General features: G+C 29.7%; 24 protein-coding genes. All 24 read left to right on the forward strand.

Annotation, left to right across the window (positions count from 1 at the left end):
• Positions 1 to 48: 48 nt before the first annotated feature.
• The 24 genes from codY to CSBG_RS07575 all read left to right on the forward strand — a co-directional run bounded on the left by codY (position 49) and on the right by CSBG_RS07575 (position 26,650).
• Positions 49 to 825: a GTP-sensing pleiotropic transcriptional regulator CodY gene (codY, locus tag CSBG_RS07460; protein WP_008678396.1), complete on the forward strand. Its 777-nt coding sequence runs from the start codon at positions 49 to 51 to the stop codon at positions 823 to 825.
• Positions 826 to 1,156: 331 nt separating this feature from the next.
• Positions 1,157 to 1,858, forward strand: a complete 702-nt coding sequence (rpsB, locus tag CSBG_RS07465) for a 30S ribosomal protein S2 (RefSeq protein ID WP_008678397.1) — start codon at positions 1,157 to 1,159, stop codon at positions 1,856 to 1,858.
• 84 nt (positions 1,859 to 1,942) lie between these two features.
• Positions 1,943 to 2,854, forward strand: a complete 912-nt coding sequence (tsf, locus tag CSBG_RS07470; protein WP_008678398.1) for a translation elongation factor Ts — start codon at positions 1,943 to 1,945, stop codon at positions 2,852 to 2,854.
• A 69-nt stretch (positions 2,855 to 2,923) separates the two neighbouring features.
• Positions 2,924 to 3,640: a UMP kinase gene (gene pyrH / locus CSBG_RS07475; RefSeq protein ID WP_008678399.1), complete on the forward strand. Its 717-nt coding sequence runs from the start codon at positions 2,924 to 2,926 to the stop codon at positions 3,638 to 3,640.
• Positions 3,641 to 3,649: 9 nt separating this feature from the next.
• Positions 3,650 to 4,207 (forward strand): ribosome recycling factor, encoded by a 558-nt coding sequence (gene frr / locus CSBG_RS07480; protein ID WP_008678400.1) that lies wholly within the window; start codon positions 3,650 to 3,652, stop codon positions 4,205 to 4,207.
• A gap of 55 nt (positions 4,208 to 4,262) precedes the next feature.
• Entirely contained in the window at positions 4,263 to 5,024 is a 762-nt protein-coding gene (locus tag CSBG_RS07485; RefSeq protein ID WP_008678401.1) for an isoprenyl transferase, read from the forward strand.
• A 17-nt stretch (positions 5,025 to 5,041) separates the two neighbouring features.
• Positions 5,042 to 5,836, forward strand: a complete 795-nt coding sequence (locus CSBG_RS07490; RefSeq protein WP_008678402.1) for a phosphatidate cytidylyltransferase — start codon at positions 5,042 to 5,044, stop codon at positions 5,834 to 5,836.
• Between the two features lie 377 nt (positions 5,837 to 6,213).
• Complete coding sequence (locus CSBG_RS07495; protein WP_008678403.1) at positions 6,214 to 7,170, forward strand: AI-2E family transporter; 957 nt, start codon at positions 6,214 to 6,216, stop codon at positions 7,168 to 7,170.
• Positions 7,171 to 7,193: 23 nt separating this feature from the next.
• On the forward strand, positions 7,194 to 8,354 hold the full coding sequence (dxr, locus tag CSBG_RS07500; protein ID WP_008678404.1) for a 1-deoxy-D-xylulose-5-phosphate reductoisomerase: 1,161 nt from the start codon (positions 7,194 to 7,196) through the stop codon (positions 8,352 to 8,354).
• A 13-nt stretch (positions 8,355 to 8,367) separates the two neighbouring features.
• A complete protein-coding gene (locus CSBG_RS07505; protein WP_008678406.1) occupies positions 8,368 to 9,387 on the forward strand; it encodes a M50 family metallopeptidase in 1,020 nt (339 codons plus the stop codon).
• The gene (ispG, locus tag CSBG_RS07510; RefSeq protein WP_276508065.1) at positions 9,362 to 10,450 is read left to right on the forward strand and encodes a flavodoxin-dependent (E)-4-hydroxy-3-methylbut-2-enyl-diphosphate synthase; all 1,089 of its coding nucleotides are present in this window, start codon (positions 9,362 to 9,364) and stop codon (positions 10,448 to 10,450) included. Before CSBG_RS07505 ends, ispG begins: the two co-directional genes overlap by 26 nt.
• A 197-nt stretch (positions 10,451 to 10,647) precedes the next feature.
• A complete protein-coding gene (locus CSBG_RS07515) occupies positions 10,648 to 14,976 on the forward strand; it encodes a PolC-type DNA polymerase III (protein ID WP_008678409.1) in 4,329 nt (1,442 codons plus the stop codon).
• Positions 14,977 to 15,241: 265 nt separating this feature from the next.
• A complete protein-coding gene (rimP, locus tag CSBG_RS07520) occupies positions 15,242 to 15,700 on the forward strand; it encodes a ribosome maturation factor RimP (RefSeq protein WP_008678410.1) in 459 nt (152 codons plus the stop codon).
• 16 nt (positions 15,701 to 15,716) lie between these two features.
• Positions 15,717 to 16,799: a transcription termination factor NusA gene (nusA, locus tag CSBG_RS07525; RefSeq protein WP_008678411.1), complete on the forward strand. Its 1,083-nt coding sequence runs from the start codon at positions 15,717 to 15,719 to the stop codon at positions 16,797 to 16,799.
• A 12-nt stretch (positions 16,800 to 16,811) separates the two neighbouring features.
• Positions 16,812 to 17,078: a YlxR family protein gene (locus tag CSBG_RS07530; RefSeq protein ID WP_008678413.1), complete on the forward strand. Its 267-nt coding sequence runs from the start codon at positions 16,812 to 16,814 to the stop codon at positions 17,076 to 17,078.
• Positions 17,071 to 17,385, forward strand: a complete 315-nt coding sequence (locus CSBG_RS07535) for a 50S ribosomal protein L7ae-like protein (RefSeq protein WP_008678415.1) — start codon at positions 17,071 to 17,073, stop codon at positions 17,383 to 17,385. Before CSBG_RS07530 ends, CSBG_RS07535 begins: the two co-directional genes overlap by 8 nt.
• Positions 17,386 to 17,400: 15 nt before the next feature.
• On the forward strand, positions 17,401 to 19,446 hold the full coding sequence (gene infB, locus CSBG_RS07540) for a translation initiation factor IF-2 (RefSeq protein WP_008678416.1): 2,046 nt from the start codon (positions 17,401 to 17,403) through the stop codon (positions 19,444 to 19,446).
• 18 nt (positions 19,447 to 19,464) lie between these two features.
• Entirely contained in the window at positions 19,465 to 19,815 is a 351-nt protein-coding gene (gene rbfA / locus CSBG_RS07545) for a 30S ribosome-binding factor RbfA (RefSeq protein ID WP_008678419.1), read from the forward strand.
• The gene (locus CSBG_RS07550; RefSeq protein ID WP_008678420.1) at positions 19,815 to 20,792 is read left to right on the forward strand and encodes a bifunctional oligoribonuclease/PAP phosphatase NrnA; all 978 of its coding nucleotides are present in this window, start codon (positions 19,815 to 19,817) and stop codon (positions 20,790 to 20,792) included. The genes rbfA and CSBG_RS07550 overlap by 1 nt, the downstream gene beginning before the upstream one ends.
• A complete protein-coding gene (gene truB, locus CSBG_RS07555; protein WP_008678422.1) occupies positions 20,792 to 21,670 on the forward strand; it encodes a tRNA pseudouridine(55) synthase TruB in 879 nt (292 codons plus the stop codon). The genes CSBG_RS07550 and truB overlap by 1 nt, the downstream gene beginning before the upstream one ends.
• 11 nt (positions 21,671 to 21,681) lie before the next feature.
• A complete protein-coding gene (locus tag CSBG_RS07560; RefSeq protein WP_008678425.1) occupies positions 21,682 to 22,605 on the forward strand; it encodes a bifunctional riboflavin kinase/FAD synthetase in 924 nt (307 codons plus the stop codon).
• Between the two features lie 128 nt (positions 22,606 to 22,733).
• Positions 22,734 to 22,997 carry a 30S ribosomal protein S15 gene (gene rpsO, locus CSBG_RS07565; protein ID WP_008678426.1) on the forward strand — a complete coding sequence of 88 codons (264 nt, stop codon included), beginning with the start codon at positions 22,734 to 22,736 and terminating at the stop codon, positions 22,995 to 22,997.
• 80 nt (positions 22,998 to 23,077) lie between these two features.
• Positions 23,078 to 25,192, forward strand: coding sequence for a polyribonucleotide nucleotidyltransferase (locus tag CSBG_RS07570; protein ID WP_008678427.1), 2,115 nt, complete (start codon positions 23,078 to 23,080; stop codon positions 25,190 to 25,192).
• 150 nt (positions 25,193 to 25,342) lie between these two features.
• Positions 25,343 to 26,650 carry a pitrilysin family protein gene (locus CSBG_RS07575; protein WP_008678428.1) on the forward strand — a complete coding sequence of 436 codons (1,308 nt, stop codon included), beginning with the start codon at positions 25,343 to 25,345 and terminating at the stop codon, positions 26,648 to 26,650.
• Positions 26,651 to 26,702: the final 52 nt, after the last annotated feature.

The following is a 26,702-nucleotide window of genomic DNA, read 5'->3' on the forward strand; positions in this document are numbered from 1 at the left end:
TAAATTTTCAAAAAATTTAACAGGCTTTATTTATAGGAGGAAGATGGGATGTCATCATTATTAAATAAGACAAGAATGTTGAATAAGATACTGCAAAAATCCGGTACAGATCCTGTAGCATTTGAAGACATATGTTCTTTATTAAGTGAAGTACTATTATGTAATGTCTATGTGGCAAGCAGAAAAGGTAAGATTCTTGGATATTCATTTTCAAAAAGTTTTGAATGTGATGTTATGAAAAATCAGGTTATAGATGAAAAGAGATTTCCAAAAGATTATAATGATAATTTATTAAATGTTCATGAAAGTATTGCTAATTTAGCTAATAAAGGTTTATGTGTTTTTGAAAATCAAGGAAATTGTATTATGGAAGATAAGATTAGCACAATAGTTCCTATAATTGGAAATAGAGAAAGGCTTGGTACTTTAATTCTTGCAAGATTTGGTGAAGAATTTACAGACGAAGATTTAGTTTTAGCTGAATATAGTGCAACTATAGTAGGTATGGAAATACTAAGATCAAAGCAATTAGAAATAGAAGATGAAGCAAGAAAGAAAGCGGTTGTACAATTAGCCATAGGAACTTTATCATACTCAGAGCTTGAAGCTGTGGAACATATTTTTGGTGAGTTAGAAGGAAACGAAGGATTACTAGTTGCATCAAAAATAGCTGATAAAGTTGGTATAACAAGAAGTGTTATAGTTAATGCACTTAGAAAGTTCGAAAGTGCAGGGGTAATAGAGTCAAGATCTCTTGGAATGAAGGGAACGCATATAAAAATATTAAATGAAAAGCTATTAGATGAATTAAAAAAGATAAATTAACATAAACTAAAAGCGTCAAGTTACTTGCTGTAATTTGGCGCTTTTAGAATTTATAAAAAAGTCATAATAGTGTATATAAAAAATATTTAATAATGAAAGAAAAATCATAAAATAAAAAATAGAAAAATAAATTGAATTTTCTTATAATGTAAAAGATATTTAATTTTACATTTATTGATTTTTAGATGAAAAAAATGTTGCTACAACATTTAGCTTATGTTATACTAACTAAGGTAAATAAATACACACATTATCAGATTTATAAAGATGGTGCCTTATTTAAGGAAACTTTATAAGAAGGTGATGGAGGAAAAAACCAGGAGGTAACAAAATGTCAGTTATATCAATGAAACAATTATTAGAAGCAGGTGTACACTTTGGACACCAAACAAGAAGATGGAACCCTAAGATGGCTCCTTATATATTCACAGAAAGAAATGGAATATATATAATAGATCTTCAAAAGACAGTTAAAAAAGTAGATGAAGCTTATAACTTCATAAAAGAAGTTGCAGCAGAAGGAAAAGATATCTTATTTGTAGGAACTAAGAAACAAGCTCAAGAAGCTATCGAAGAAGAAGCAATAAGATCAAACATGCACTTCGTTAATAACAGATGGTTAGGTGGTATGTTAACAAACTTCAAAACTATCAAAACAAGAATTAACAGATTAGAAACTTTAAAGACTATGGAAGAAGATGGTACATTTGAAGTTTTACCAAAGAAAGAAGTTATAAAGTTAAAAGGCGAAATGGAAAAGCTAGAAAAGAACTTAGGTGGAATTAAGAACTTAGATTCTACTAACATAGGTGCTATATTTGTAGTTGATCCAAGAAAAGAAAAGAATGCTATTTCAGAAGCCAAGATATTAGGAATACCAGTAGTAGGTATAGTTGATACTAACTGTGATCCAGAAGAAGTTGATTACGTAATTCCAGGAAACGATGATGCAATCAGAGCTGTTAAATTAATAACTGCTAAAATTGCTGATGGTATAATCGAAGGAAGACAAGGCGAACAATTAGCTGAGTAATAAAATTAAAGGGTAGGTGAGTTAACTCATTTACCTTTTGACCTAAATAATAAGGTTTACATTAAGTTAGGAGGAATTTACATTATGATAACTGCTCAATCAGTTAAAGAATTAAGAGAAAAAACTGGTGCAGGAATGATGGACTGCAAAAAAGCTTTAACAGAGGCTCAAGGAGATATGGAAAAAGCTATTGAAATATTAAGAGAAAAGGGTCTTGCTGCTGCTGCTAAGAAAGCAGGAAGAGTTGCTGCTGAAGGTATAGTAAAAACTTACATATCTGAAGATAAGAAATCAGCAGGTATAGTTGAATTAAACTGTGAAACAGACTTCGTTGCTGCTAATGAAGAATTTGTAACTTTTGCAGATAGATTAGCTCAAATGGCATCTACAACTTCTGCTACAACTGTAGAAGAGTTTGTTGCTGAAAAATATGATGCTGAAAATACAGTTTCAGAAGCACTTACTGCTTTAATAGCTAAGTTAGGTGAAAACATGACTGTAAGAAGATTCAACAAGTTTGCTGTAGCAAATGGTGTAGTTGAAAGTTACATCCACGGTGGTGGAAGAATCGGTGTTGTTGTTGAATTAGGATGTGATGCTGATAATACTGCTGTTTTAACAGAAGTAGCAAAAGACGTTTGTATGCAAGTTGCTGCTGCTAACCCAACATTCTTAAGCAGAGAAGATGTAGATCAAGAATCTTTAGAAAAAGAAAAAGAAATCTACAGAGTTCAAGCTTTAAATGAAGGAAAACCAGAAAACATAGTTGAAAAAATGGTAATGGGAAGAATTCAAAAATACTATAAAGAAGTTTGTCTTTTAGATCAAGCATGGGTTAAAGATGGCGATAAGAGCATAAGCAAATACCTTCAAGAAAAATCAAAGGAAGTTGGTTCTCCTATAACTATTAATAAGTTCGTAAGATTCGAAAGAGGAGAAGGTATCGAAAAAGCAGAAGATAACTTCGCAGAAGAAGTAGCTAAGATGACTAAGTAATACAAAGGAGGACACATATGTGTTCTCTTTTTTTAGGAAGTAACCAAATAATATATGGAGGTACTAAGAATGGATAAATGTCAATATAAGAGAGTAATTCTTAAGGTTTCAGGAGAAGCTTTAGCAGGGGTAAATGGATTTGGATTTGATTTTGATATAATAAAAAGAATTACATTAGAAGTTAAAGATTTAGTAGACATGGGAATAGAAGTAGGATTAGTAGTAGGTGGAGGAAACATCTGGAGAGGAAGAAGCGGAGAAGGAATGGATAGATCACAAGCAGATCATATGGGAATGCTTGCTACATGTATAAATGCTTTAGCGCTTCAAGATTCACTTGAACAAAATGGAGTAATGACAAGAGTTCAAACTGCTATAGAAATGAAAGAAATTGCTGAACCATTTATAAGAAGAAGAGCAGTGAGACATTTAGAAAAAGGTAGAGTAGTTATATTTGCAGCAGGAACAGGAAATCCATATTTTTCAACTGATACTACAGCAGCTTTAAGAGCAGCAGAAATTGAGGCAGATGTTATACTTTTAGCTAAAAAAGTTGATGGAGTATATGATAAAGATCCATATAAGTATTCAGATGCTAAAAAATATGATACACTTACTTATATAGAAGTACTTGAAAAAGGCTTACAAGTAATGGATTCAACTGCAACTTCATTATGTATGGATAACAATATTCCAATCTTAGTATTTGGATTAGAGGAGCCAGGAAATATAAAGAAAGCTATTTCTGGTGAGAAAATAGGAACGTTAGTTTCATCTAAAAAATAGGAGGTTTTTATGATTAAGGATATTATTCAAAAGGCAGAAGAAAAAATGAAAAAAACTATTTCTGTATTAAAATCTGATCTTTCAACTATGAGAGCTGGTAGAGCTAACCCAACAATGCTTGACAGAATACAAGTTGATTATTACGGTAGTCCATGTCCATTAAATCAAGTAGCTAATATTTCAGCACCAGAACCAAGAGTTTTAGTAATTTCACCTTGGGAAAAAAGTTTAATGAAAGAAATTGAAAAAGCTATACTTACTTCAGATTTAGGAATAAACCCATCAAATGATGGTAGCGTAATCAGATTAGTGGTTCCGGAATTAACAGAAGAAACAAGAAGAAATCTTGTTAAAAATGTTAAGAAAACAGGTGAAGAAGCAAAAGTTGCTTTAAGATCTATAAGAAGAGAAGCTAATGATAAGATTAAAGCGTTAAAGAAAGATGGAGAAATAACTGAAGATGAACTTAAAAATTCAGAAGAAAAAGTTCAAAAGATAATAGATTCTTTCGTTAAAGAAGTAGATACAATAATTGTGGCAAAAGAAAAAGAGATTATGTCAATTTAAAACCTGCCTTTAGCAGGTTTTTTTCCATATTAGTAATGGTGGAGGGAACATAAATATGTTAGATATTTTTAAAACTAATAAAAATAAAATAAATAAAGAAGAAATAGTTTTAGATAAAGAAAATATACCTAAACATATAGCTATAATCATGGATGGTAATGGAAGATGGGCTAAGCAAAGAAAGCTTCCAAGAACTATGGGGCATAAAGCTGGTGTTGAAACTATAAGAAGAGTAATAAAAGAAGCTCATATATTAGGAATAAAATACTTAACTTTATATGCATTTTCAACTGAAAATTGGAAAAGGCCAGATGATGAAGTTTCTGCACTTATGAAATTGTTAGTTGAATATTTAAGAAGTGAATTAGCAGAATTAAATAGAAATGGCGTTGTGATTAAAGTTTTAGGTGATATTAACAAGTTACCTATTGATGCTCAAAAGGAAGTCAATGAAGCAATAAATATAACTAAAGATAATAAAGGAATAGTACTAAATATAGCTTTCAATTATGGTGGTAGAGATGAGATAATAAGAGCAGTTAAAATGGTATCAGAAGATGCTAAAAAGGGAAATATAAATATAAATGATATTAATGAAGAAATATTTGAAAAGTATTTATATACTAATAATACACCAGATCCAGATTTAATTATAAGACCTTCAGGTGAACAAAGAATTAGTAATTTTTTATTATGGCAATGTGCTTATTCAGAATTTTGGTACTCCAATGTATGTTGGCCAGATTTTAAAGAAGAACATTTACATAAAGCTATATATGATTATCAGCATAGAGACAGGAGATATGGCGGAGTATAATAAGTTGAGGTGGAAAAATGAAGTTAAATAGTAGATATTTAGGAGCAGCTATGATAGCTCCATTTATACTCTTTATTTTACTAGGTGGAATTTGGCTTAAGGCTTTTACAATAGTTATTTCAGTATGCGGTTTATATGAGTTTTATAAGGCATTAAAGGAAAAAAAGTTCAAGCCAGTGACTATAGTAGGATATGCACTTTTAGCAATTTTTTATTTAAGAGGAAATAACTTTGAAGAAATTATGTATATTATAGTTCTTGCAGTTATAATTTTACTAATTATACCTATTATAAATTTGAAATATACATTTATCGATGTTTCAATAACTTTATTAGGTTTTTTATATGTAGGCGTGCTATTTAGCTTTATACCTATAGTAAATAGTAAAATTGGTGGCGAGTATTTAGTTTGGTTAATTTTCTTGGGGTCTTGGATTGCTGATACAACTGCATATTATTCAGGTAAGTATTTAGGAAAAAGAAAGATTTGTCCGGAGGTTAGTCCGAAAAAGACTGTTGCTGGTTCAGTAGGTGGATTCTTAGGAAGCACTATTGGATGTGGAATATATGGATTAATAATTGGTAAATATATTCCAGAAGTTTCAATAATTCATTTCTTTTTAATAGGTGCATTATGCGGAATAATGGGTCAATTTGGTGATTTAGTTGCATCATCTGTAAAAAGATATGTGGGAATTAAAGATTATAGTAATTTAATACCAGGTCATGGTGGTATTTTAGACAGATTTGACTCGATATTATTTAATGCAGCTGTAGTTTTTTATTATCTAACTTTTATCGTAGGAATTTAGGCGAAAATAATATAAGAGTAAATATTTGAAATATGTATGATTTATCAATTGAAAAAGGTAGGGAATTGTTATCCCTACCTTTTTTATGTTTAAAATAAATTTATATTACTAAAGAGTAAGGTATGTATTAGCATTAAGACTAATATAATCATAGTATGTATGTTTCAATTAGTGTTCTACAAATTTAAATCTATTAATATATTAAATAGCTAATATATTAAGCTAAGTAAAATATGAGGATTAAAAACATATATTATTTAAATTTTTATATAAGTTACTAAATACTAGATTTACCTTGATTCTTTCAATTAGTGACATATTTTGGTTAACTATAATTTCTAGTACAACTTATATATGAGATAATAAGGAGTATTATTATGAAATTATACGATACTTACAATAAAATAATAAATTTAGTAATTACATTTATTATTATTTCATTAATTACATTATTAATAAAAAACTATTTTCAACCATTTATTATTGTTGTTATAATGATTTTAATAACTCAGCCGGTATATAAATTTTTTATAAAAACTAATTTACCGAAATCTATATGTGCAATTTTAAGTTTACTTATAATAAATATTTTTATATTTGTTATAATATTTTATTTTGGAAATACAATTTTAAGTTTATTTTATAAATTTTATAGAAATAATATGTCAGAGGTAGATGCATTTATAAAAAATATGAAAATACTTTTAAATTTTGATTTAAACAAAATGTTACAAACATTAAGTGGATTCTTTAGTAGTAATATGATAATGCAAGGTGCAATTGTGACGGGTGATAGTCTTGTTTCTTATTTTTTAGCCAATATAATAGATTACTTTATATTAGTTGATAAGAATAAAATTTATGATTTACTAAAAAACTTATTTCCTCAAGAAATTATAAGTAACTTCATGGAGAAAATAAAAAATTTAAAAGAAGTTTTTAAAATAGAGGTAAGATTAATAATATTAAGTGCTTTTATAATAACTTTAGGATTTAAGATACTTGGAATACATAATAGTATTTTTTTAGGAAGTTTATGTGCTATTTTAGATATACTTCCTTTTGTTGGAACAACAATTGTTTTTATGCCAATTATAATATACAATATTATAATGAAGAGGTACTTATTAGTAATTGGATTAATTTCATTATATTTGTTAGAACGCTTTGTTAGAGAAATATTAGAGGCTAAATTTCTAAGTAGCAAGCTAGAAATTCATCCATTAATAGTTATAGTGTCGATTTATGTAGGGGTAAAAATGTTTGGATTTGTAGGTATAATTGCAGGTCCAATTTACAGTATAATTGCAAAAGATATGATTTACAGTAGTTAAATACTGAATGCTAGGAGGTAAGTATGAAAAACATTTCAATTTTAGGGGCTACAGGCTCAATAGGTACTCAAACTTTAGATGTAATAAGAAATTCAAATAATGAAATTAAGCTTATAGGTGTAAGTGCTAATTCATCTGTTGAAAAGATTAAAGAAATAATAAATGAATTTAATCCTAAGTATGTAGCTATGATGGATGAAAAAAGTTCAAAAGCTATTAAAGATTATTGCTTAGATAAGAATTTAAACATAGAAGTATATTCAGGAATAGAAGGCCTTGAAAAAATTGCTACTTTAGAAGAAATAGATATGGTTTTAACATCAGTAGTAGGTATGATTGGACTAAGACCAACTATAAAAGCCATTGAAGCAAAAAAAGATATAGCATTAGCTAACAAAGAAACTTTAGTTGTAGCTGGCGAATTAGTAATGAAAAAAGCAAAAGAAATGGGAGTAGATATACTGCCGGTAGATTCAGAACATAGTGCTATATTCCAAGCTTTAAATGGGTATACTGAAAAAGATGTAAATAAAATTATTTTAACAGCCTCAGGAGGACCTTTTAGAGGAAAGGATAATGAATATTTAAAAAATGTTACTGTAAAGGATGCGTTAAAACATCCAAAATGGAATATGGGTCAAAAAATATCTATAGATTCAGCAACACTTATGAATAAAGGACTTGAAGTTATTGAAGCACATTTCTTATTTAATTGTTCATATGAAAACATAGAAGTAGTGGTTCATCCTCAAAGTATAATTCATTCCATGGTAGAGTATAATGATGCAAGCGTTATTGCTCAGTTAGGATCAACCGATATGAAGCTACCTATACAATATGCAATTAATAAAAAAGAAAGAAAGCATGCTATAGCAGAAAGACTTAATTTTTATGAAATTGGAGCACTAACTTTTGAAAAACCTGACTTAGAAACTTTTAAGTGTTTAAAGTTAGCTTATAAAGTTGGAAGAGAGGGTGGGTTAGCTCCATGTATTTTAAATGGTGCTAATGAAGAAGCAGTAGCGTTACTATTAGAAGAAAAGATAAAATTTTTACAAGTTGCAGAAATAATAGAAGAAGCTTTAGAATACTTTAAAGAAGAAAAATCAAAGGAAGTTACTTTAGAAAATGTAATTGAATTAGATAAGAAAGTAAGAGAATATATAAGGGCAAGATGGAATTAGGAGGAGAAATATATTGGATATAATCTATGCGTTATTAGGATTTAGTTTACTTATAATAGTTCATGAACTTGGTCATTTTGTTATGGCAAAGGTTAATGGAATAAAGGTTGAGGAATTTGCTATTGGAATGGGACCTAAAATACTTTCTACTCAAGGAAAAGAAACAAAATATTCAATAGGTTTGTTTCCTATTGGAGGATATGTTAAAATGATGGGAGAAGAAGAAGAGGTTCAAGATGAAAGAAGCTTTTCTTCGAAATCGCCTCTTAGAAGAATAAGTGTTATTATAGCAGGAGCAACTATGAATTTCTTATTTGCTATAATTATATTTACAGTATTTTTAAATAAGTTTGGATATAGTTTACCTAAGGTAAATAGCTTAATTGAAAATATGCCAGCAGTGGAAGCTGGGTTACAAGAAGGCGATAAATTTTTAAAGGTTAATGGAAGTAGAGTATTTTCAGCAGATGATTTAACTATAGGGATAAGTCTTGCAAAAGATAATCCAATTAACTTTTTAGTTGAAAGAAATGGGGAGAAGAAGGAAGTTACTGTTACTCCTAAGTTGACAGAGGAAAATGGAAGGGAAAGATACATGATAGGCTTTGGATTTGAAAGAATAGATAATCCAGGTATTGTGCAAAGTTTTAAACAAAGCTTCAAGGAGACACTATCAGTAATTAGTCAAACTTACAAAAGTTTAAAAATGATGATTATGGGAGAAGTTAATTTTAAAACAGATGTAGGGGGACCGGTATCTATTATTAGAATGTCTAGTGAAGCCGCAAAAAATGGTATATGGAATCTTATGTACTTTATAGCTTTCATAAGTATAAATTTAGCTGTGTTTAATATGTTACCATTCCCAGCACTAGATGGTGGATGGACTGTAATATTATTAATAGAGCTTATTACAAGAAGAAAAGTTCCAGATAAAGTAGTTGGGGCAATGAACTACGTTGGAATAATGCTACTTTTTGGGCTTATGATTATAGTTACAATAAAAGATATATTATTCCCTATACAAATTTAGGAGAGAAAAGAAAATGGAAAGAAAGCAAACAAGAAAAGTTAAGGTTGGAAGTTGTTATATAGGAGGAGATGCTCCTGTATCTATTCAATCAATGACAAATACAGATACTAGAGATGTAGAAGCTACATTAGAACAAATAAATACTTTATATAAAACAGGTTGTGAAATAATAAGATGTGCAGTTCCTGATATGAAGGCAGCAGAAGCTTTAAAGGAAATATGCAAAGATTCACCAATTCCTGTAGTTGCAGATATACATTTTGATTATAAATTAGCTTTAGCAGCTATCGAAAATGGTGTATCGGCGCTAAGAATAAATCCAGGTAATATTGGAAGTATAGAAAAAGTTAAAATAGTTGCGGAAGCAGCAAAGGCTAAAAACTTACCAATTAGAATTGGTGTAAATTCAGGATCTTTAGAAAAGGATATTTTAGAAAGAGATGGAAAGCCAACAGCTAAGGGTTTAGTAGAATCAGCTTTAAGACATGTTAAAATACTAGAAGAATTAGATTTTTATGATATAGTTATATCAATAAAATCATCTGATGTTGTAATGATGATAGAAGCTTATAGATTAATGAGTGAAAGTTGTAATTATCCTCTTCATCTAGGAGTAACGGAATCTGGAACACCTTTTAGAGGAACAATAAAATCAAGCATTGGTCTTGGTACGCTTTTAGCAGAAGGTATAGGTGATACTGTTAGAGTATCTCTAACTAGTGATCCAATTGAAGAAATAAAGGTTGCAAAAGAAATTTTAAAAGCTTTAAAATTAAGAGAAAGTGGTTTACAATTTATATCTTGTCCTACTTGTGGTAGAACTCAAATAAATCTTATAAAAATAGCACAAGAAGTTGAAAAAAAATTAGAAAGTATAAATAAAAATATTAAGGTTGCTGTAATGGGATGTGCTGTTAATGGACCAGGGGAAGCAAGAGAAGCAGATATTGGAATTGCTGGTGGCAGAGGAGAAGGCTTAATCTTTAAAAAAGGTATAATAGTGAAAAAAGTAAAAGAAGAAGATTTAATTGAAGAGTTAATGAAAGAAATAGAAAATATGTAATTAGAATAATTGACAATGAATAATGAAAAATTAAGTTGAAAAAATGCTTAATTGACATTTTACATTGTCAATTATTTCGTTAAATTTTATTTGGCAAATATTAATAAATATTTTACTAAACACTTCAAAAAACATAAAAAAATTAAATCACATATTATCAACTATGCATTATAAATTGTTTAGGAGGTGTTATTTATTTGAGTGAAGATGCTTTAAAACTTATAAAGAAAGAAATAAATAAAAATGAATCATTAGAAGATAAAGGAATAAATATAATAAAGTTTCAGTTTTTAAAGAAAAGTAATCTTCTAAAAGTAGTATTGCGTGGAAAAGATGGCTTAAATAATCAAGAAGAAGATGAAGTTAAAAGAGCAATTAAAAAAACATTAGGAATTGATATAAATATAGAAGTTCTATTTTATAGAGATATATCAAATTTAACACTAAATGAAATAGTAGAAAAGCATTGGATTGAGGTTACAGAAGATGTAATGAAAAAAGCTCCTTTATCTAAATCTGTATTGACTAAAGGAAAAAAGACTGTTAATGGTAATACTATAAATATAGCTAGTGGATATGATAAAATAAATGAGCATCTAAATACAAAAGATATTCCAAAACAAATAGCATTAAAGATAGAAAGTATATTTGGAATAAAATCTAAGATAACTTTGGAGTATGATAGTAGTCTAGAAGTAGAAAATGACTATACTAAAAAGCTTGAAAAAGAAAAAGAAGTTTTAAAAGAAATTTTCAGTGGTAGAAATATTTCGGCACAGTCTACAACTAAGCCTAGCGAAGAAAAACAAAGTTCTAAGCCTAAGAAGCCATATGAAAAAAGAGAATTTAAAAGAGAACCTAAAAGTGAAAATAGCATCTTAGGTAGAGGTATAAGTCAAGAAGCTATTTCGATTAAGGAAATAGATGAGACTTCAGGAGTTGTTGCTGTTATAGGAGAAGTCTTCAAAACAGATATAGTTGAAACTAAAACAGGTAAGACCATATTAACTTTCTTTATTACAGATTATACAAGTTCAATAACTGTAAAATGCTTTTTAAAGCCACAAGAAACTGAAGAAGTATTGGATAATGTTAAGAAAGGCCTATACTGTAAAGTAAGAGGAGAAGCTATCTATGATACATATGCTAGAGAAGTAGTAATAATGGGCAGAGATATATTAAAAATGAGTAAGATAGAAAGAATGGATGGATCGGAAGAAAAAAGAGTTGAGCTTCATTGTCATACTACTATGAGTGCTATGGATGGTGTTGTATCAGCCACTAAGATAATAGAAAGAGCAGCAAAATGGGGACATAAAGCTATTGCAATAACAGATCATGGTGTTGTTCAAGCTTTTCCAGATGCACAAATTGCAGCTAAAAAAAATAAAATTAAAGTGCTATATGGAGTAGAAGGATATTTAGTTAATGATGGAATACCAATAGCATTAAATGATATGGGGCAAAGTTTTGATGATACTTTTATAGTATTTGATATAGAAACTACAGGATTTTCAGCTAAAAATGATAAGATAATAGAAATAGGAGCTGTGAAGATTAAGGGAAGAGAAGTAATAGATACATTTAGTGAATTTGTATATCCTAAATGTAGAATTCCTTATAAGATAACAGAACTGACAGGAATAACAGATGAGATAGTTCAAGATGCGGACCCTATAGAAGTTGTTTTACCTAAATTTATCGAGTTTATAGATGGTTGTGCAGTAGTAGCACATAATGCAGCTTTTGATACTGGATTTATAAAAAAGAATTGTAATGACTTAGGCCTTGAATTCAATTCAACTATAGTAGATACGGTTCCTCTTGCAAGATTTTTATATCCTGAATTAAAAAGAGTTAAATTAAACTTGGTAGCTAAGCATCTTGGAGTTTCACTTGAAAATCATCATAGAGCAGTTGATGATGCAAAAGCAACAGCAGAAATTTTCTTGATATCTATTAAGAAGATGATTGAAGAATTAAATATGAATAGTCTTAATGATTTAAATAAAGAATTCCTTGAAAAAATGGATATTAAAAAGGAAAAGACATATCATATAATAATTTTTGCAAAGACTCAAGCTGGAATGAAGAATTTATATAAATTAGTATCAGAAGCGCATATAGATAATTTTCATAAGAGTCCAAGAGTTAGAAAAAGTAAGCTTATGGAAATGAGAGATGGTCTTATTATTGGTTCTGCTTGTGAAGCGGGAGAGGTATATAGAGCTGTTTTAGATGGAAAATCAGATGAAGAACTAAAAGAAATTATGGGATTTTATGATTATTTAGAAATTCAGCCTATAGGGAATAATGAGTATCTTATAAACAAGGGAAATGTAAAAGATGAAGATGAGCTTAGAAGTTTGAATACTAAGATATATAATTTAGGTAAAGAGCTTAACAAACCAGTAGTAGCAACAGGAGATGTTCACTTTTTAGATCCTCAAGATGAAGTTTTTAGAAAAATAATAATGGCGGGGCAAGGTTTTTCAGATTCGGAAAATCAACCACCACTATATTTAAAAACTACAGAAGAAATGTTAAGAGAGTTTTCTTATTTAGGTCAAGATGGGGCTAAAGAAGTTGTAATAATTAATCCGGGAGAAATAGCAGATTCAATAGATGTTTTAAAACCAATACCAGATGAAACATATCCACCTAAAATAGAAGGTGCAGATGATGAAATAAGGGAAATGACTATGGAAAAGGTGCACTCAATTTATGGAGATCCACTACCTGAAATAGTTCAAAAAAGATTAGATAAGGAATTAAATTCAATTATAAACAATGGTTATGCTGTTCTTTATCTAATTGCACAAAAACTAGTTGCAAAATCCTTAGCAGACGGATACTTAGTTGGATCGAGAGGATCTGTTGGATCATCTTTTGTTGCAACAATGTCAAATATAACTGAAGTTAATGGGTTACCACCACACTATGTTTGCCCTAATTGTAAAAACTCTGAATTTTTCTTAGATGGTTCTGTAAGCTCAGGAGCAGATTTAGAAGATAAGGATTGTCCGAAATGTGGAGCTAAATATATAAAAGATGGTCATGATATACCGTTTGAAACTTTTTTGGGATTTGAAGGGGATAAGGAACCAGATATAGATCTTAACTTCTCAGGTGACAACCAAGGAGAAATTCATAAGTATACAGAAGTCCTGTTTGGTAAAGGATACGTATTTAAAGCAGGAACAATAGGTACCGTTGCTGAAAAAACAGCATATGGATATGTAAGAAAATATTTAGATGAAAGAGGACTTAGAGCTTCGAGTGCTGAAATTGAAAGGTTAACTATTGGTTGTACAGGGATAAAAAGAACAACAGGACAGCATCCTGGTGGTATTATGGTTGTTCCAAGTGATAATGAAATTTATAATTTCACACCAATACAACGTCCAGCAGATGATCCAACATCAGATGTAACTACAACCCATTTTGATTATCACTCTATATCAGGAAGATTACTTAAGCTTGATATACTTGGGCACGATGATCCTACCATGATTAGAATGCTTCAAGATTTAACAGGAGTTGATCCAAAAACTATACCTTTAAATGATAAAAAGGTTATTTCATTATTTACTTCACCAGAAGCATTAGGAGTAACTAAGGATGAACTAGGATGTGAAGTTGGAAGTTATGGACTTCCTGAATTTGGTACAAAATTTGTTAGAGGAATGCTTGTAGATACTCAGCCGAAAAGCTTCGCTGATTTAGTAAGAATATCTGGTCTTTCACATGGTACAGATGTATGGCTTAATAATGCACAGTACTTTATAAAAGAAGGATATACTACACTAAAAGATTGTATATCTACAAGAGATGACATTATGGTGTATTTAATGTATGCTGGAGTACCTCCTAAAATGGCATTTACTATAATGGAAAGTGTTAGAAAGGGTAAGGGATTAACAGAGGAATTTGAAAAAACTATGAAGGAAAACAATGTTCCAGATTGGTATATAGAGTCATGTAAAAGAATAAAATACATGTTCCCTAAGGGGCATGCTGTTGCTTACGTAATGATGGCTGTAAGGATAGCATATTTTAAGGTGTATTATCCAGAAGCTTATTATGCAACATATTTTACTGTAAGAGCAGATGATTTTGATGCAGATCTTATTTGTAAGGGACCAGGAGCAATAAAAGCAAAGTTAGATGAGCTTTATGAACTTGGAAATAAAGTTACAGCAAAGGATAAGGGATTAATTACTGTCTTGGAACTTTCTTATGAACTTTATGCAAGAGGACTTAAATTCTTAAAAGTAGATTTATATATCTCAGAAGCAACAAGGTTTACAATTGAAGAAGATGGTATAAGACCTCCTATAAGTGCACTTCAAGGTGTTGGAGATAATGCAGCAAAAAGTATAGTGGAGGCAAGAAAAGAAGGAGAGTTTATATCTAAGGAAGATTTAAGAGTAAGATCAAAAGTTTCAAAAACTGTAATAGAAACTTTAAGTAATCATGGATGTCTTGAAGGAATGTCAGAGACAAATCAGTTATCTTTATTTTAAATTAAGTATAAAAACAATATATATGGGGCAAGTAATTAATATAAGAAGCGTAATAATTTAATTACTACCCCTTGTATTAATTAGGAAATTATGATAGGATAATTAAAGAAGTAATTTACTAATAGCTAGAAAGTATGAGTGGGAGTTATAAATGCCCGCTCTTTCTATTTAATTGCAACTACAAATAGTTGCTTTTTTTATAGAGTAGTTAAGATTTAGTAAAGCTTTAAAAGTTAAAAACTGAATATAGTAAAGGAGGGTTAATATGAAAGTTGATGCATTATTAGAAACTATTGATCAATTAGTAAGACCTATAGCTGAAGAGCTGAATTATGAAATTTATCACATTGAGTATGTAAAAGAAAATGGAGAGTATTATTTAAGAATATATATTGATAAAGATGGTGGTATAGCTTTATCTGATTGTGAAGCTTTATCTAGAAGAGTAAGCGATGTTATGGATGAAAAGGATCCAATTAAAGAAGCATACTTTTTAGAAGTTTCATCACCAGGATTAAATAGAACATTATTTACAGATGATCACTTTAAAAAGCAAATAGGAAAAGAAATAATGGTTAGGTTCACTAAATCATTAAATGGAAGAAAAAATATAAAAGGCATATTAAAGGAAGTAAGTGACGACTCAGTTATAGTTGAAACTGATGATTTAATTACAATTCCAAAAGATAAAATAAAATCAGCCAATTTAGAAGGGGAAATATAATAAGGAGGATATTAAAATGAACCAAGAGTTTATAGGTGCTCTTAAAGAAATAGTTAAAGATAAGGGGATTAGCGAGGATTTAATTTTTAGTACTATAGAGGATGCTTTAGTTGCAGCATACAAAAAGAATTATGCTAGTCCAACAACATCAGCACAAAATGTTAAAGTAAGCATAAATAGAGAAACAGGAGAAATCCATGTATATGCTCAAAAAGTAGTAGTTGAAGATGTATATGATGATGTAACTGAGATAAGTTTAGAAGAAGCTAAAGAAGTTAGTCCAAGATATGATCTTGATGATATAGTTGATTTAGAAGTTACTCCAAAGAATTTTGGAAGAGTAGCAGCTCAGCTTGCTAAAGGTGTAGTAACTCAAAGAATAAGAGAAGCTGAAAGAAACATAGTATATTCAGAATACAAAGAATTAGAATATGACATAATAACAGGAACTGTTTTAAGAAAAGATAAAGGTAATGTATTTGTAAACCTTGGAAGAATCGAAACATCTATTGGGCCAAATGAACAAATTCCAAGAGAAGAATATAAATTTAATGAAAAAGTAAAACTATATGTTGTAGAAGTTAAAAATGGATCAAAGGGAGCTCAAATTTTAGTTTCAAGAACTCATCCAGGATTAGTGAAAAGACTATTTGAATTAGAAGTACCTGAAATATATGAAGGTGTTGTTGAAATAAAGAGTATTTCAAGAGAAGCTGGTTCAAGAAGTAAAATTGCTGTTTACTCAAATGATGAAAATGTAGATCCAATGGGAGCTTGTGTTGGACCAAAAGGCACAAGAGTTCAAAATATAGTTAACGAACTTAAAGGTGAAAAAATAGATATAATAAAATGGAGCAAAAATCCAGAAGAATTTATAGCTGCATCATTAAGCCCTGCAAAAGTTTTAGAAGTTGTTGCTTGTGAAGAAACAAAATCTGCAAAAGTAGTTGTAGACGATAATCAATTATCACTTGCAATAGGAAAAGAAGGGCAAAATGTTAGACTTGCAGCAAAGTTAACAAATTGGAAAATAGATATAAAAAGCAAATCCCAATCAGATGCATTAAAAGAAGAAACAGTTGAAGAAACTATAGAATAAGGGAGGATTTTTATGAAAGTAAAGAAAATTCCTTTAAGAATGTGCACAGGATGTATGGAGATGAAACCCAAAAAAGAACTTATAAGGGTTGTTAAAAGCCCAGAAGGTGAAGTTTCTGTTGACTTAACTGGTAAAAAATCAGGTAGAGGTGCATATATTTGTAAAGATAAAGAATGCTTAGAAAAAGCTTTCAAAGCAAAAAGACTTTCAAGAAACTTAGATATAGCTATAGATGAAGTTATATATAATAGATTAAGGGAAGAGATTGAAAATGAATAAATTTTTTAATTTTCTAGGCCTAACTAAAAGATCAGGAAATTTAGTTGAAGGGTATAGTAAATGTGATGAACAAAGAAATAGAAAATCTATTTTTTTATTCATAATGTCTAATGATGCTTCAAGTAGTACAAAAAAGAAGTTTATAAATCATTGCATAGCAAAAGATATAAAATTTATAGAAGACTTTTCGAAAGAAGAGTTAGGAACTTCAATTGGAAGAGAAGAAGTAAAAATACTAGCTATAACAGACGAAAATATGGCTAAAAAACTTTATACCCTTTACGAAGAGGAAAAAGTTAAAATTTAACCGGGGGTGATTTTATTGTCAAAAATCAGAGTATATGAATTGGCAAAAGAACTGCAAATCAGTTCAAAAGAACTTATAGAATTATTAATGAATGAATTTAGTGTTGATGTGAAAAATCATATGAGCGTTATAGAAGATGAAGATGCAGAATTAATTAAAGAATTAATTGGAGAAACTGGATCAGCATCAGATAAAACGATAGTTGATGAATATGAAGAAATATTAGCTGAAGAAGTTAATAATCAAGCTAAAAAGAGAAAGAAAAAGAAATCAGAAGAAGCAGTTGAAGCAGTTGGTGAAGGTGGATCAGGAGTAGTTGAAATTGGTGAAACTATAACTGTTAAAGAACTTGCAGAAAAGCTTGGAAAACCAACGGCAGATGTTATAAAAACACTTATTTTTACAGGGGTAATGGCTGCAATAAATCAAGAAATAGATTTTGCAACAGCTGAAAAAGTATGTGAAAAATATGAGTGCTTAGTTGTTAAAAAAGAAGAAAAAGAAGAGTTAGAAGTAGTTGAAGAAGAAGAAGTTGTAGAAGAAAACCTAGTTAAGAGACCTCCTATAGTTACAGTTATGGGTCACGTTGACCATGGTAAGACTTCATTATTAGATGCTATAAGAAAAGCAAATGTTACAGCACATGAAGCTGGTGGTATAACTCAACATATTGGAGCTTATACTGTAAATTTAACTGGTGAAAAATTAACATTTTTAGATACACCAGGACATGAAGCCTTTACAGCAATGAGAGCAAGAGGAGCTCAAGTTACAGATGTAGTTATATTAGTTGTTGCAGCAGATGATGGTATAATGCCACAAACTAAAGAAGCTATTAGCCACTGTAAAGCAGCAGAAGTTCCTATGATAGTAGCTATAAATAAAATAGATAGACCAGGAGCTAATATAGATAGAGTTAAACAAGAATTAACTGAATATGAATTAGTAGCTGAAGACTGGGGTGGAGATACTATATGTGTTCCTGTATCAGCAAAAACAGGTGAAAATTTAGAACAATTATTAGAAATGGTTTTATTAACATCAGAAATGGGAGAGCTTAAAGCAGATCCAAAGAGAAAAGCTAAGGGTACTGTTATAGAAGCTAAACTTGATAAAGGTAGAGGTGCAGTTGCAACATTACTTATTCAAAATGGTACATTACATGTAGGAGATTCAATTTTAGTTGGTTCTACATATGGTAGAATAAGAGCTATGTTTGATGATAAAGGAAAGAGTATAAAAGCAGCAGGTCCTTCTATTCCAGTAGAAATTTTAGGACTTTCAGAAGTTCCATCAGCAGGAGATAGATTTACTGTTGTTAAAGATGAAAAGACAGCAAGAAATATGGCTGAAACAAGAAAGCAAAAAATTAAAGATGAAAGCTTCCATTCAGCAAATAGAGTATCTCTTGAAGATTTATATAACCAAATTCAAGAAGGAACAGTTAAAGAGCTTGGAATTATAGTTAAGGCTGATGTTCAAGGATCAGTTCAAGCTATAAAGCAATCACTAGAAAAACTTTCAACTGAAGATGTTAAAGTAAGAGTAATTCACGGTGGAGTTGGTGCTATAACTGAAACAGATGTTACCCTTGCTACAGCTTCAAATGCATTACTTATAGGATTTAATGTAAGACCAGATTCAAATGCTACAGTTATAGCAGATAAAGAAGGCGTTGAAATTAAAACATATAGAATAATTTATGATGCAATAGAAGATGTTAAATCAGCTATGATTGGAATGCTTGATCCAGAATATAAAGAAGTAGTAAATGGAAAAGCAGAAGTAAGAATGGTTTATAAGATTTCAAATATAGGAACAATTGCTGGATGTTACGTTACAGACGGTAAAATAATAAGAAACTCAGAAGTTAGAGTTATAAGAGATGGAATAGTAATATTTGAATCAACGTTAGCTTCACTTAAGAGATTTAAAGATGATGCTAAAGAAGTTAACACTGGCTATGAATGTGGTTTAAGCGTTGAAAAATTTAATGATCTTAAAGAAGGTGACGTAATAGAGTCATTTAGTATGCAAGCAATTGAAAGAAAGCAGCTTTAATTAAAGAGGTGATTTTAAATGGCTAATTACAGAGGCGGCAGAATAAACGAAGAAGTTAGAAGAGAAATAAGTGTTATAATAAGAGATGAAATTAAAGATCCTAGGATGACTGCTATGGTTTCAATTACAGCAGTTAAAGTAACTAAGGATTTAAGATATGCAAAGGTATTTGTAAGTATTTTTGGTAAAAATGAAGATGAAAAAAATGAAACCTTTGCAGCATTAAAAAGTGCAAGCGGATATATAAGAAAAGAAATAGGCCAAAGAATAAATTTGAGAAATACACCTCAAATATTATTTGAACTTGATGATTCTATAAGCTATAGTATGAAAATAGAAGAGCTTATAGAAAAGGCTAAGGAAAAGTAATGAATATATTACAAGACATATCTAAAGTAATTTTAGATAGTAAAAAAATTGGCATTACCTACCATGTATCACCTGATGGTGATGCAGTAGGTAGTGCACTTGCACTATTAAATGGATTAAGAACCTTAAAAAAAGATGCTTATTTAATTTCAAAAGATATAATATCAGAAAATCTTCAATTTCTTAAAGGTGCAAATGAAGCTACAGGAAATTTAATAACTCCAGTTGATAATACTTCAATAGTTGTAGTATTGGATTGTGGAAATTATGAAAGAATATCTGCAGACTTAGATAATTTTAAAGGAAGTATAGTAAATTTAGATCATCATATTACAAATGATAAATATGGAGAATTAAATTATGTAGATATAGAAGCTGCAGCTACAGCAGAAGTAGTTTTTGAATTGTTAGAATTATTAGGAATTGATTTTAATGATGAAAATGATGATATAAGAGATATAGGAACGTGTCTTTATACATCATTAGTTACAGATACAGGTGCTTTTAGACATTCTAATGTAACTTTTAGAACTCATAATATTGCAGCCAGATTAAAGAAAATTGGTGTTAATAACACTTATATACATCAAAATCTTTTTGATAACAAGAGTTTTGAAAAGATTAGATTAATAGGTAAAGCATTAAATGATATGGAACTTTTATTTGATCGAAAAGTAGCGTTAATTAAAATTCCTATGGCTTATGGGGATGAGCTTGGAATAGAAATAGGGGACACATCAGATATAATAGCTTTTGGATTACAAATAAAAGGTGTAGAAGTTGCACTATTAATAAAGGAAATAGAAAATGGTTCTAAGGCAAGTTTAAGATCAAAAGATAAATTTGATGTTAGAAATATAGCTGAAAAGCTAGGTGGCGGTGGTCACGTAAAAGCGGCAGGGATAACTTTAAAGGGGATAAAATTAGACGAGGCAAAGAACAAAATTCTAGAGGAAATAGAGAAAGAGTTGTTATAATGAACGGCGTAATTAATATTTTTAAGAATACTGGTATGACTTCTTTTGATGCTGTAAGAATAATAAAAAAAGCAGCAGGAACTGGAAAGGTTGGACATACTGGCACACTAGATCCAGAAGCAAGTGGTGTTTTACCTATATGTATAGGTAAAGGAACAAAAATTATTGATTATATAATGAATAGTGACAAGGTCTATGAAGTAGAGTTTAAGCTTGGTATAAAAACTACTACATATGATTTAGAGGGAGATATAATAGAAGAAAAAGATCCATCTAATATTGGAAATGAAGATATATTGAAAGCTATTTATTCTTTTGAAAAAGAATATTCTCAAGTTCCACCTATGTATTCTGCTTTAAAACAAAATGGTGTAAGACTTTATGAATTAGCAAGAAAAGGCATAGAAGTAGAAAGAGAAGGTAGACTTATAAGTATACATAAGATAGAAGATGTAAGGATAAATAATCCATATATTAGTATGAAAGTTACATGTTCAAAGGGGACATATATAAGAAGCCTTTGTTATGATATAGGGGAAGCTTTAAATGTTGGAGCTACTATGACAAAGCTAAAAAGAAGTAAAACATCTAAATTTACTGAGGATGAGTCTATTAATATAGAAGATATAAATTCTGAAAATATAAAAGATTACATTATAAGTATAGAAGATGCTTTAGATTCCTATGAAAAATTAATAGTTTTAAGTAGATTTTCAAAACTTTTAATTAATGGTGTTAAAGTTTTTGATAAGAGGCTTACTAAAGAAAATATTGAAGTAGGAAAACTATATAGAGTTTATGATGATAGTGGAATTTTTATAGGACTTGGTAAAAGCGATCATCAAGGCTTTAAAATAGAAAAATTATTAATTAATTAGGGGAGCAGGATATGATAGTAATAGATGATATTATTATGGATAATAAGGACAGTGAAAACTATGTAGCATTAGGAAGTTTTGACGGACTTCATTCTGGCCACTTATCCCTTGTAAAAAAGACTGTCCAAGTTGCTAAAGAGAAAAATGGAAAAAGTATGGTTTTTACATATAAAAATCATCCTAAAACATTAGTAAAGCCGGAAAGTGCACCTAAATTAATTATGGATTTAGAAACTAAGCTTAAGTATTTAGAAGAAGAAAATGTAGATATAGTAGTACTTAGAAGTTTTACTAAAGAATTTATGTCAGTTTCTGCAGAAGATTTTATAAAATTACTTTGTGTAGATTATAATGTAAAAGGAATTATAGTTGGATTTAACTTTAGATTTGGATATAAAAATTTAGGGGATGTAAAACTATTAGAAGATCTTCAAGGTAAATATGGATATAAATTATATGTAATGGAGCCATATACTTATAATGGTGATGTAATAAGTAGTACTAGAATTAGAAAGAGTATTTTAGAAGGAGACGTGAAGGAAGCTTCTAAAATGTTATCTAAGCCATATTTAATTAAAGGGAAAGTTATTCATGGCAAAAAGTTAGGAAGAACTATAGGATTTCCAACTGCAAATTTAGAGTTTGATAGTAAAATTATAATTCCGGATAAGGGAGTATATTATACTAATGTAGAATATAATAATAAAACTTATAAAGGAATTACATCTGTTGGGTATAATCCTACAGTAAATGGGCAACAATTAACTATAGAAACATATATACTAGATTTTGATGATACTATCTATGGACAAGAGCTTAAAGTTTATTTCATTGAAAGAATAAGAGAAGAAATAAAGTTTAATTCATTAGATGAGCTTGTTAAACAAATAAAAAAAGACGAAAATTTTGCTAAAGATAGAGAGATAGTAATATAATTATGTAAATTTATAATTTACAATATCTATATCATTTGTTATAATAGCAAAGAAGAACCTAATTCTAAGATATGAGGGTGCTAGCTCATTTCCTGGATATAGGGGATAATTTTACGGAGGTGCGAACAATGGACGCAATAAGAAAGCAAGAAATAATCAAAGAACACGGAAGACATGAAGGAGATACTGGTTCACCAGAAGTGCAAATCGCTTTATTAACAGAAAGAATTAATTCTTTAACTGGTCACTTAAAGATGCACAAGAAAGACCACCACTCAAGAAGAGGTCTTTTAATGATGGTTGGACAAAGAAGAGGTCTTTTAAATTACTTAGCTGATCAAGATATCGAAAGATACAGAGCTATAATCAAAAAATTAGGCTTAAGAAGATAGTTTTTAGAGCGGTTTTTAAGCCGCTCTATTATTTTAACAATTTTGAATGATAAGATATAAGCCTGAAGGGAGGTTACAAAATGAACAATGTAATGAAAACAACTATAGCAGGTAGAGAACTTAAGTTAGAATTTGGAAAGATTGGTATGTTATCAAATTTAGCAGCATTTATTAGCTATGGGGACACAGTAATTTTAACTAATGTTAATGCTTCAGAAAAACCAAGAGAGGGTATAGATTTCTTTCCTCTAAGCGTAGAATATGAAGAAAGATTATACTCAGTAGGAAAAATACCGGGTGGATTTATTAAAAGAGAAGGTAGACCCTCAGAAAATGCTATATTATTTGGAAGAGCGGTTGATAGACCATTAAGACCTTTATTTCCAAAGGGATATAGAAATGATGTGCAAGTCGTTTGTACAGTAGTATCAGTTGAGAAGGATAACCTACCAGAAATTCTAGCAATTAATGCAGCTTCATTATCATTATGCTTATCAAGCATTCCTTTTACAACTCCTGTTGCAGCTGTGCAAGTAGGTCTAATCAATGGAAACTTCATTTTAAATCCAACATCTAAAGAAAGAGAAGAAAGTGAACTTCAATTAACTGTTTGTGCAACAAGTGAAAGAGTTATGATGATTGAAGCTGGCGGTCAAGAAATTCCAGAGGATGTTATGCTTGCTGCTATTAAATTTGGATTTGATAGTTGCCAAGATATTATTAAATTCCAAGAAGAAGCAATGCAAAGATTTGGAAAAGAAAAAATGGTTCCTGAATTATACAAGCCAAGTAAAGAATTAGAAATTGAAATTAAAGAATTTGCTGGCGCAATGATTAAAGAAGCCATGTGGATAACTGACAAAGATGAAAGAAATTCTGCAATGGATGAAGTGAATGAAAAGGTTTATGCAGAATTTGAAGAAAAGTATCCAGAAAACGTAGGAGATATAAAGGAAATAATCTATAACTTACAAAAAGAAGTTGTAAGAGATATGCTTTTAAATCACCATAGAAGACCAGATGAAAGAGCATTTGATCAAGTTAGACCAATATCATGTGAAGTAGGAATTTTACCAAGAACTCATGGTACAGGATTATTTACAAGAGGATTAACTCAAGTAATGACTGTTGCTACATTAGGAGCAGTAGGAGATATTCAAATAATCGATGGTATAGGTGAAGAAGAATCAAAAAGATACATGCATCACTATAACTTCCCAGGATATTCAGTAGGTGAAGTAAAGCCTTTAAGAGGACCAGGAAGAAGAGAAATAGGTCATGGAGCTTTAGCAGAAAGAGCATTAGAACCATTAATACCTTCAGAAGAAGAATTCCCATATACTATTAGATTAGTATCAGAAGTATTAAGCTCTAATGGTTCAACATCACAAGCTTCAGTTTGTGGTAGTACTTTAGCATTATTAGATGCAGGAGTTCCTCTTAAGAGACCAGCAGCAGGTATAGCAATGGGACTTATAACTTCAGAAGATCTTACAAGAGAAGAGGTTTTAACTGATATTCAAGGAATAGAAGACTTCTTTGCTGATATGGACTTCAAAGTTGCAGGAACTGTAGAAGGAATTACGTCAATACAAGTTGATACTAAGATAAAAGGATTAAGTTTTAAAGTTATAGAAGATGCTATAATGGGAGCTAGAAAGGCTAGACTTCATATCTTAGATAAAATAAGTGAATGTATTCCAGGACCAAGAGGAGAAGTTTCAACATATGCTCCTAAAACTTCAATAATAAGTATAGATCCAGAAAAGATAAGAGATGTTATAGGTGCAGGTGGAAAAGTTATAAACAAGATTATCGAAGAAACTGGAGTTAAAATTGATATTAAAGAAGATGGTACAGTATTTGTATCTTCAACAGATCATGATGGAGTAAACAAAGCAATATCTATTATCGAAGGTTTAACAAAAGAAGTTAAAGTTGGAGAAGTTTATTTAGGAAAAGTAACTAAAATAGCTACTTTTGGTGCTTTTGTTGAAATTCTTCCTAATAAAGAAGGATTATGCCATATATCAAAATTAGATAAAGCAAGAGTAAATAAAGTTGAAGATGTAGTATCTGTAGGCGATGAAATATTAGTTAAGGTAACTGAAATAGATAATCAAGGAAGAGTTAATCTTTCAAGAAAAGATGCTTTAACTGATGACTCTGAAGAAAATAAAGAAAAAAGCGAATAGAAAAAGTAAGTAAAGGGCAATTTATTGCCTTTTTTTCTTTATATAATAAAAATTAAATTAAATATAAATAATTAAGTATTACATAACTCTAAAATAATATAGAATAATAGTAATATAGAATAAATATAAGATAAATAAAGAGGAGGAACTATGTACAATATATATACATTAAAAAATGGTTTAAGAGTTGTAACAGAATATATAGATCATGTGAATTCAATTAGCGTTGGTGTTATGGTTCAAAATGGTTCAAGAAATGAGGATTTAGAGTTAAATGGTATATCACATTTTATAGAGCATATGTTTTTTAAAGGGACAGAAAAAAGAACTTCAAAAGAAATTGTTCAACAAATAGAAAATGTAGGTGGCCAAATAAATGCTTATACAAGCAAAGAAGCTACTTGTTATTATATAAAAGCTCTAAATACACATTTAGATTTATCAATAGAAATTTTAGCCGATATGTTATTAAATTCTAAATTTGATGATGAAGAAATAGAAAAAGAAAAAGGCGTAGTTATTGAAGAAATAAATATGAGTGAAGATACCCCAGAAGATGTTTTAGATAATGATTCATCAAAGGCTATTTTTGGCGATAATTCATTGTCTTATCCTATACTTGGTACTATAGATAATATAAAGTCATTTAATAGTAAGAAGATAAAGAAATTTGTAAAATCACATTACGCACCTCATAATTCAGTAGTTTCTGTATGTGGAAAATTTGATGAAAAAGAATTAATGAAAATGCTAGAAGAAAATTTTGGCTCTTGGGAAGGAGAAGGAGATTATAAACCAGAATATAAAACTCCAATTTTACTTCCACAAAGTAAATATACAAATAAACCTATAGAACAACTTCATATAAACTTATCATTTAAAGGGTTACCATATGCACATGAAAAGGCTTATTCTCTTGTGCTTTTAAACAATGTGTTTGGAGGAGGCGCATCATCTATATTATTCCAAAATGTAAGAGAAGAGTTGGGTCTTTGTTATACTATTTATTCATATGGTCAGCCATATTTAGGAGTTGGAATAAATAACATATATACAGGAGTAAGTAAACAATCTGCAGATAAGGCATTAGATGTTATTAATCAGGAACTTGAAAAATTTGCTAAAGAAGGAATTTCTAATGAAGTGTTAGAAATTAATAAGGAAAAAATAAAAGCAAGTTATATATTAGGCTTAGAAAGTACATCATCTAGAATGTTTTCAAATGCAAAAAGTATGTTACTTCAAAATAAGATAAAGACCCAAGAAGAAGTAATAAAAAGAATTAACAATATAAATGCTGATGACATAAATTATGTATTAGATACTTGCTTTAAACCAGGCATAATAAGCTCAGCATATGTAGGTCAAGATATAGAGTGGGAGAAATTAAACAATATAATAGAGCCAAGTATAAAGGCTTATGATAATTCAAATAAAGATGGACTAAGAAGAATATAATTTAATCATAATAATTTGTACTAAATAATCTCTAATTAGCATAAGATTTACA

The sequence above is a fragment of the Clostridium sp. 7_2_43FAA genome (assembly GCF_000158375.2).
GTDB classification, from domain to species: domain Bacteria; phylum Bacillota; class Clostridia; order Clostridiales; family Clostridiaceae; genus Clostridium; species Clostridium tertium.

Excerpts from the sequence above, each read along its gene's own strand:
- codY (WP_008678396.1), top strand. The coding sequence starts at position 49 with ATGTCATCATTATTAAATAAGACAAGAATGTTGAATAAGATACTGCAA.
- rpsB (WP_008678397.1), top strand. The coding sequence starts at position 1,157 with ATGTCAGTTATATCAATGAAACAATTATTAGAAGCAGGTGTACACTTT.
- tsf (WP_008678398.1), top strand. The coding sequence starts at position 1,943 with ATGATAACTGCTCAATCAGTTAAAGAATTAAGAGAAAAAACTGGTGCA.
- pyrH (WP_008678399.1), top strand. The coding sequence starts at position 2,924 with ATGGATAAATGTCAATATAAGAGAGTAATTCTTAAGGTTTCAGGAGAA.
- frr (WP_008678400.1), top strand. The coding sequence starts at position 3,650 with ATGATTAAGGATATTATTCAAAAGGCAGAAGAAAAAATGAAAAAAACT.
- CSBG_RS07485 (WP_008678401.1), top strand. The coding sequence starts at position 4,263 with ATGTTAGATATTTTTAAAACTAATAAAAATAAAATAAATAAAGAAGAA.
- CSBG_RS07490 (WP_008678402.1), top strand. The coding sequence starts at position 5,042 with ATGAAGTTAAATAGTAGATATTTAGGAGCAGCTATGATAGCTCCATTT.
- CSBG_RS07495 (WP_008678403.1), top strand. The coding sequence starts at position 6,214 with ATGAAATTATACGATACTTACAATAAAATAATAAATTTAGTAATTACA.
- dxr (WP_008678404.1), top strand. The coding sequence starts at position 7,194 with ATGAAAAACATTTCAATTTTAGGGGCTACAGGCTCAATAGGTACTCAA.
- rimP (WP_008678410.1), top strand. The coding sequence starts at position 15,242 with ATGAAAGTTGATGCATTATTAGAAACTATTGATCAATTAGTAAGACCT.
- nusA (WP_008678411.1), top strand. The coding sequence starts at position 15,717 with ATGAACCAAGAGTTTATAGGTGCTCTTAAAGAAATAGTTAAAGATAAG.
- CSBG_RS07530 (WP_008678413.1), top strand. The coding sequence starts at position 16,812 with ATGAAAGTAAAGAAAATTCCTTTAAGAATGTGCACAGGATGTATGGAG.
- CSBG_RS07535 (WP_008678415.1), top strand. The coding sequence starts at position 17,071 with ATGAATAAATTTTTTAATTTTCTAGGCCTAACTAAAAGATCAGGAAAT.
- rbfA (WP_008678419.1), top strand. The coding sequence starts at position 19,465 with ATGGCTAATTACAGAGGCGGCAGAATAAACGAAGAAGTTAGAAGAGAA.
- CSBG_RS07550 (WP_008678420.1), top strand. The coding sequence starts at position 19,815 with ATGAATATATTACAAGACATATCTAAAGTAATTTTAGATAGTAAAAAA.
- truB (WP_008678422.1), top strand. The coding sequence starts at position 20,792 with ATGAACGGCGTAATTAATATTTTTAAGAATACTGGTATGACTTCTTTT.
- CSBG_RS07560 (WP_008678425.1), top strand. The coding sequence starts at position 21,682 with ATGATAGTAATAGATGATATTATTATGGATAATAAGGACAGTGAAAAC.
- rpsO (WP_008678426.1), top strand. The coding sequence starts at position 22,734 with ATGGACGCAATAAGAAAGCAAGAAATAATCAAAGAACACGGAAGACAT.
- CSBG_RS07570 (WP_008678427.1), top strand. The coding sequence starts at position 23,078 with ATGAACAATGTAATGAAAACAACTATAGCAGGTAGAGAACTTAAGTTA.
- CSBG_RS07575 (WP_008678428.1), top strand. The coding sequence starts at position 25,343 with ATGTACAATATATATACATTAAAAAATGGTTTAAGAGTTGTAACAGAA.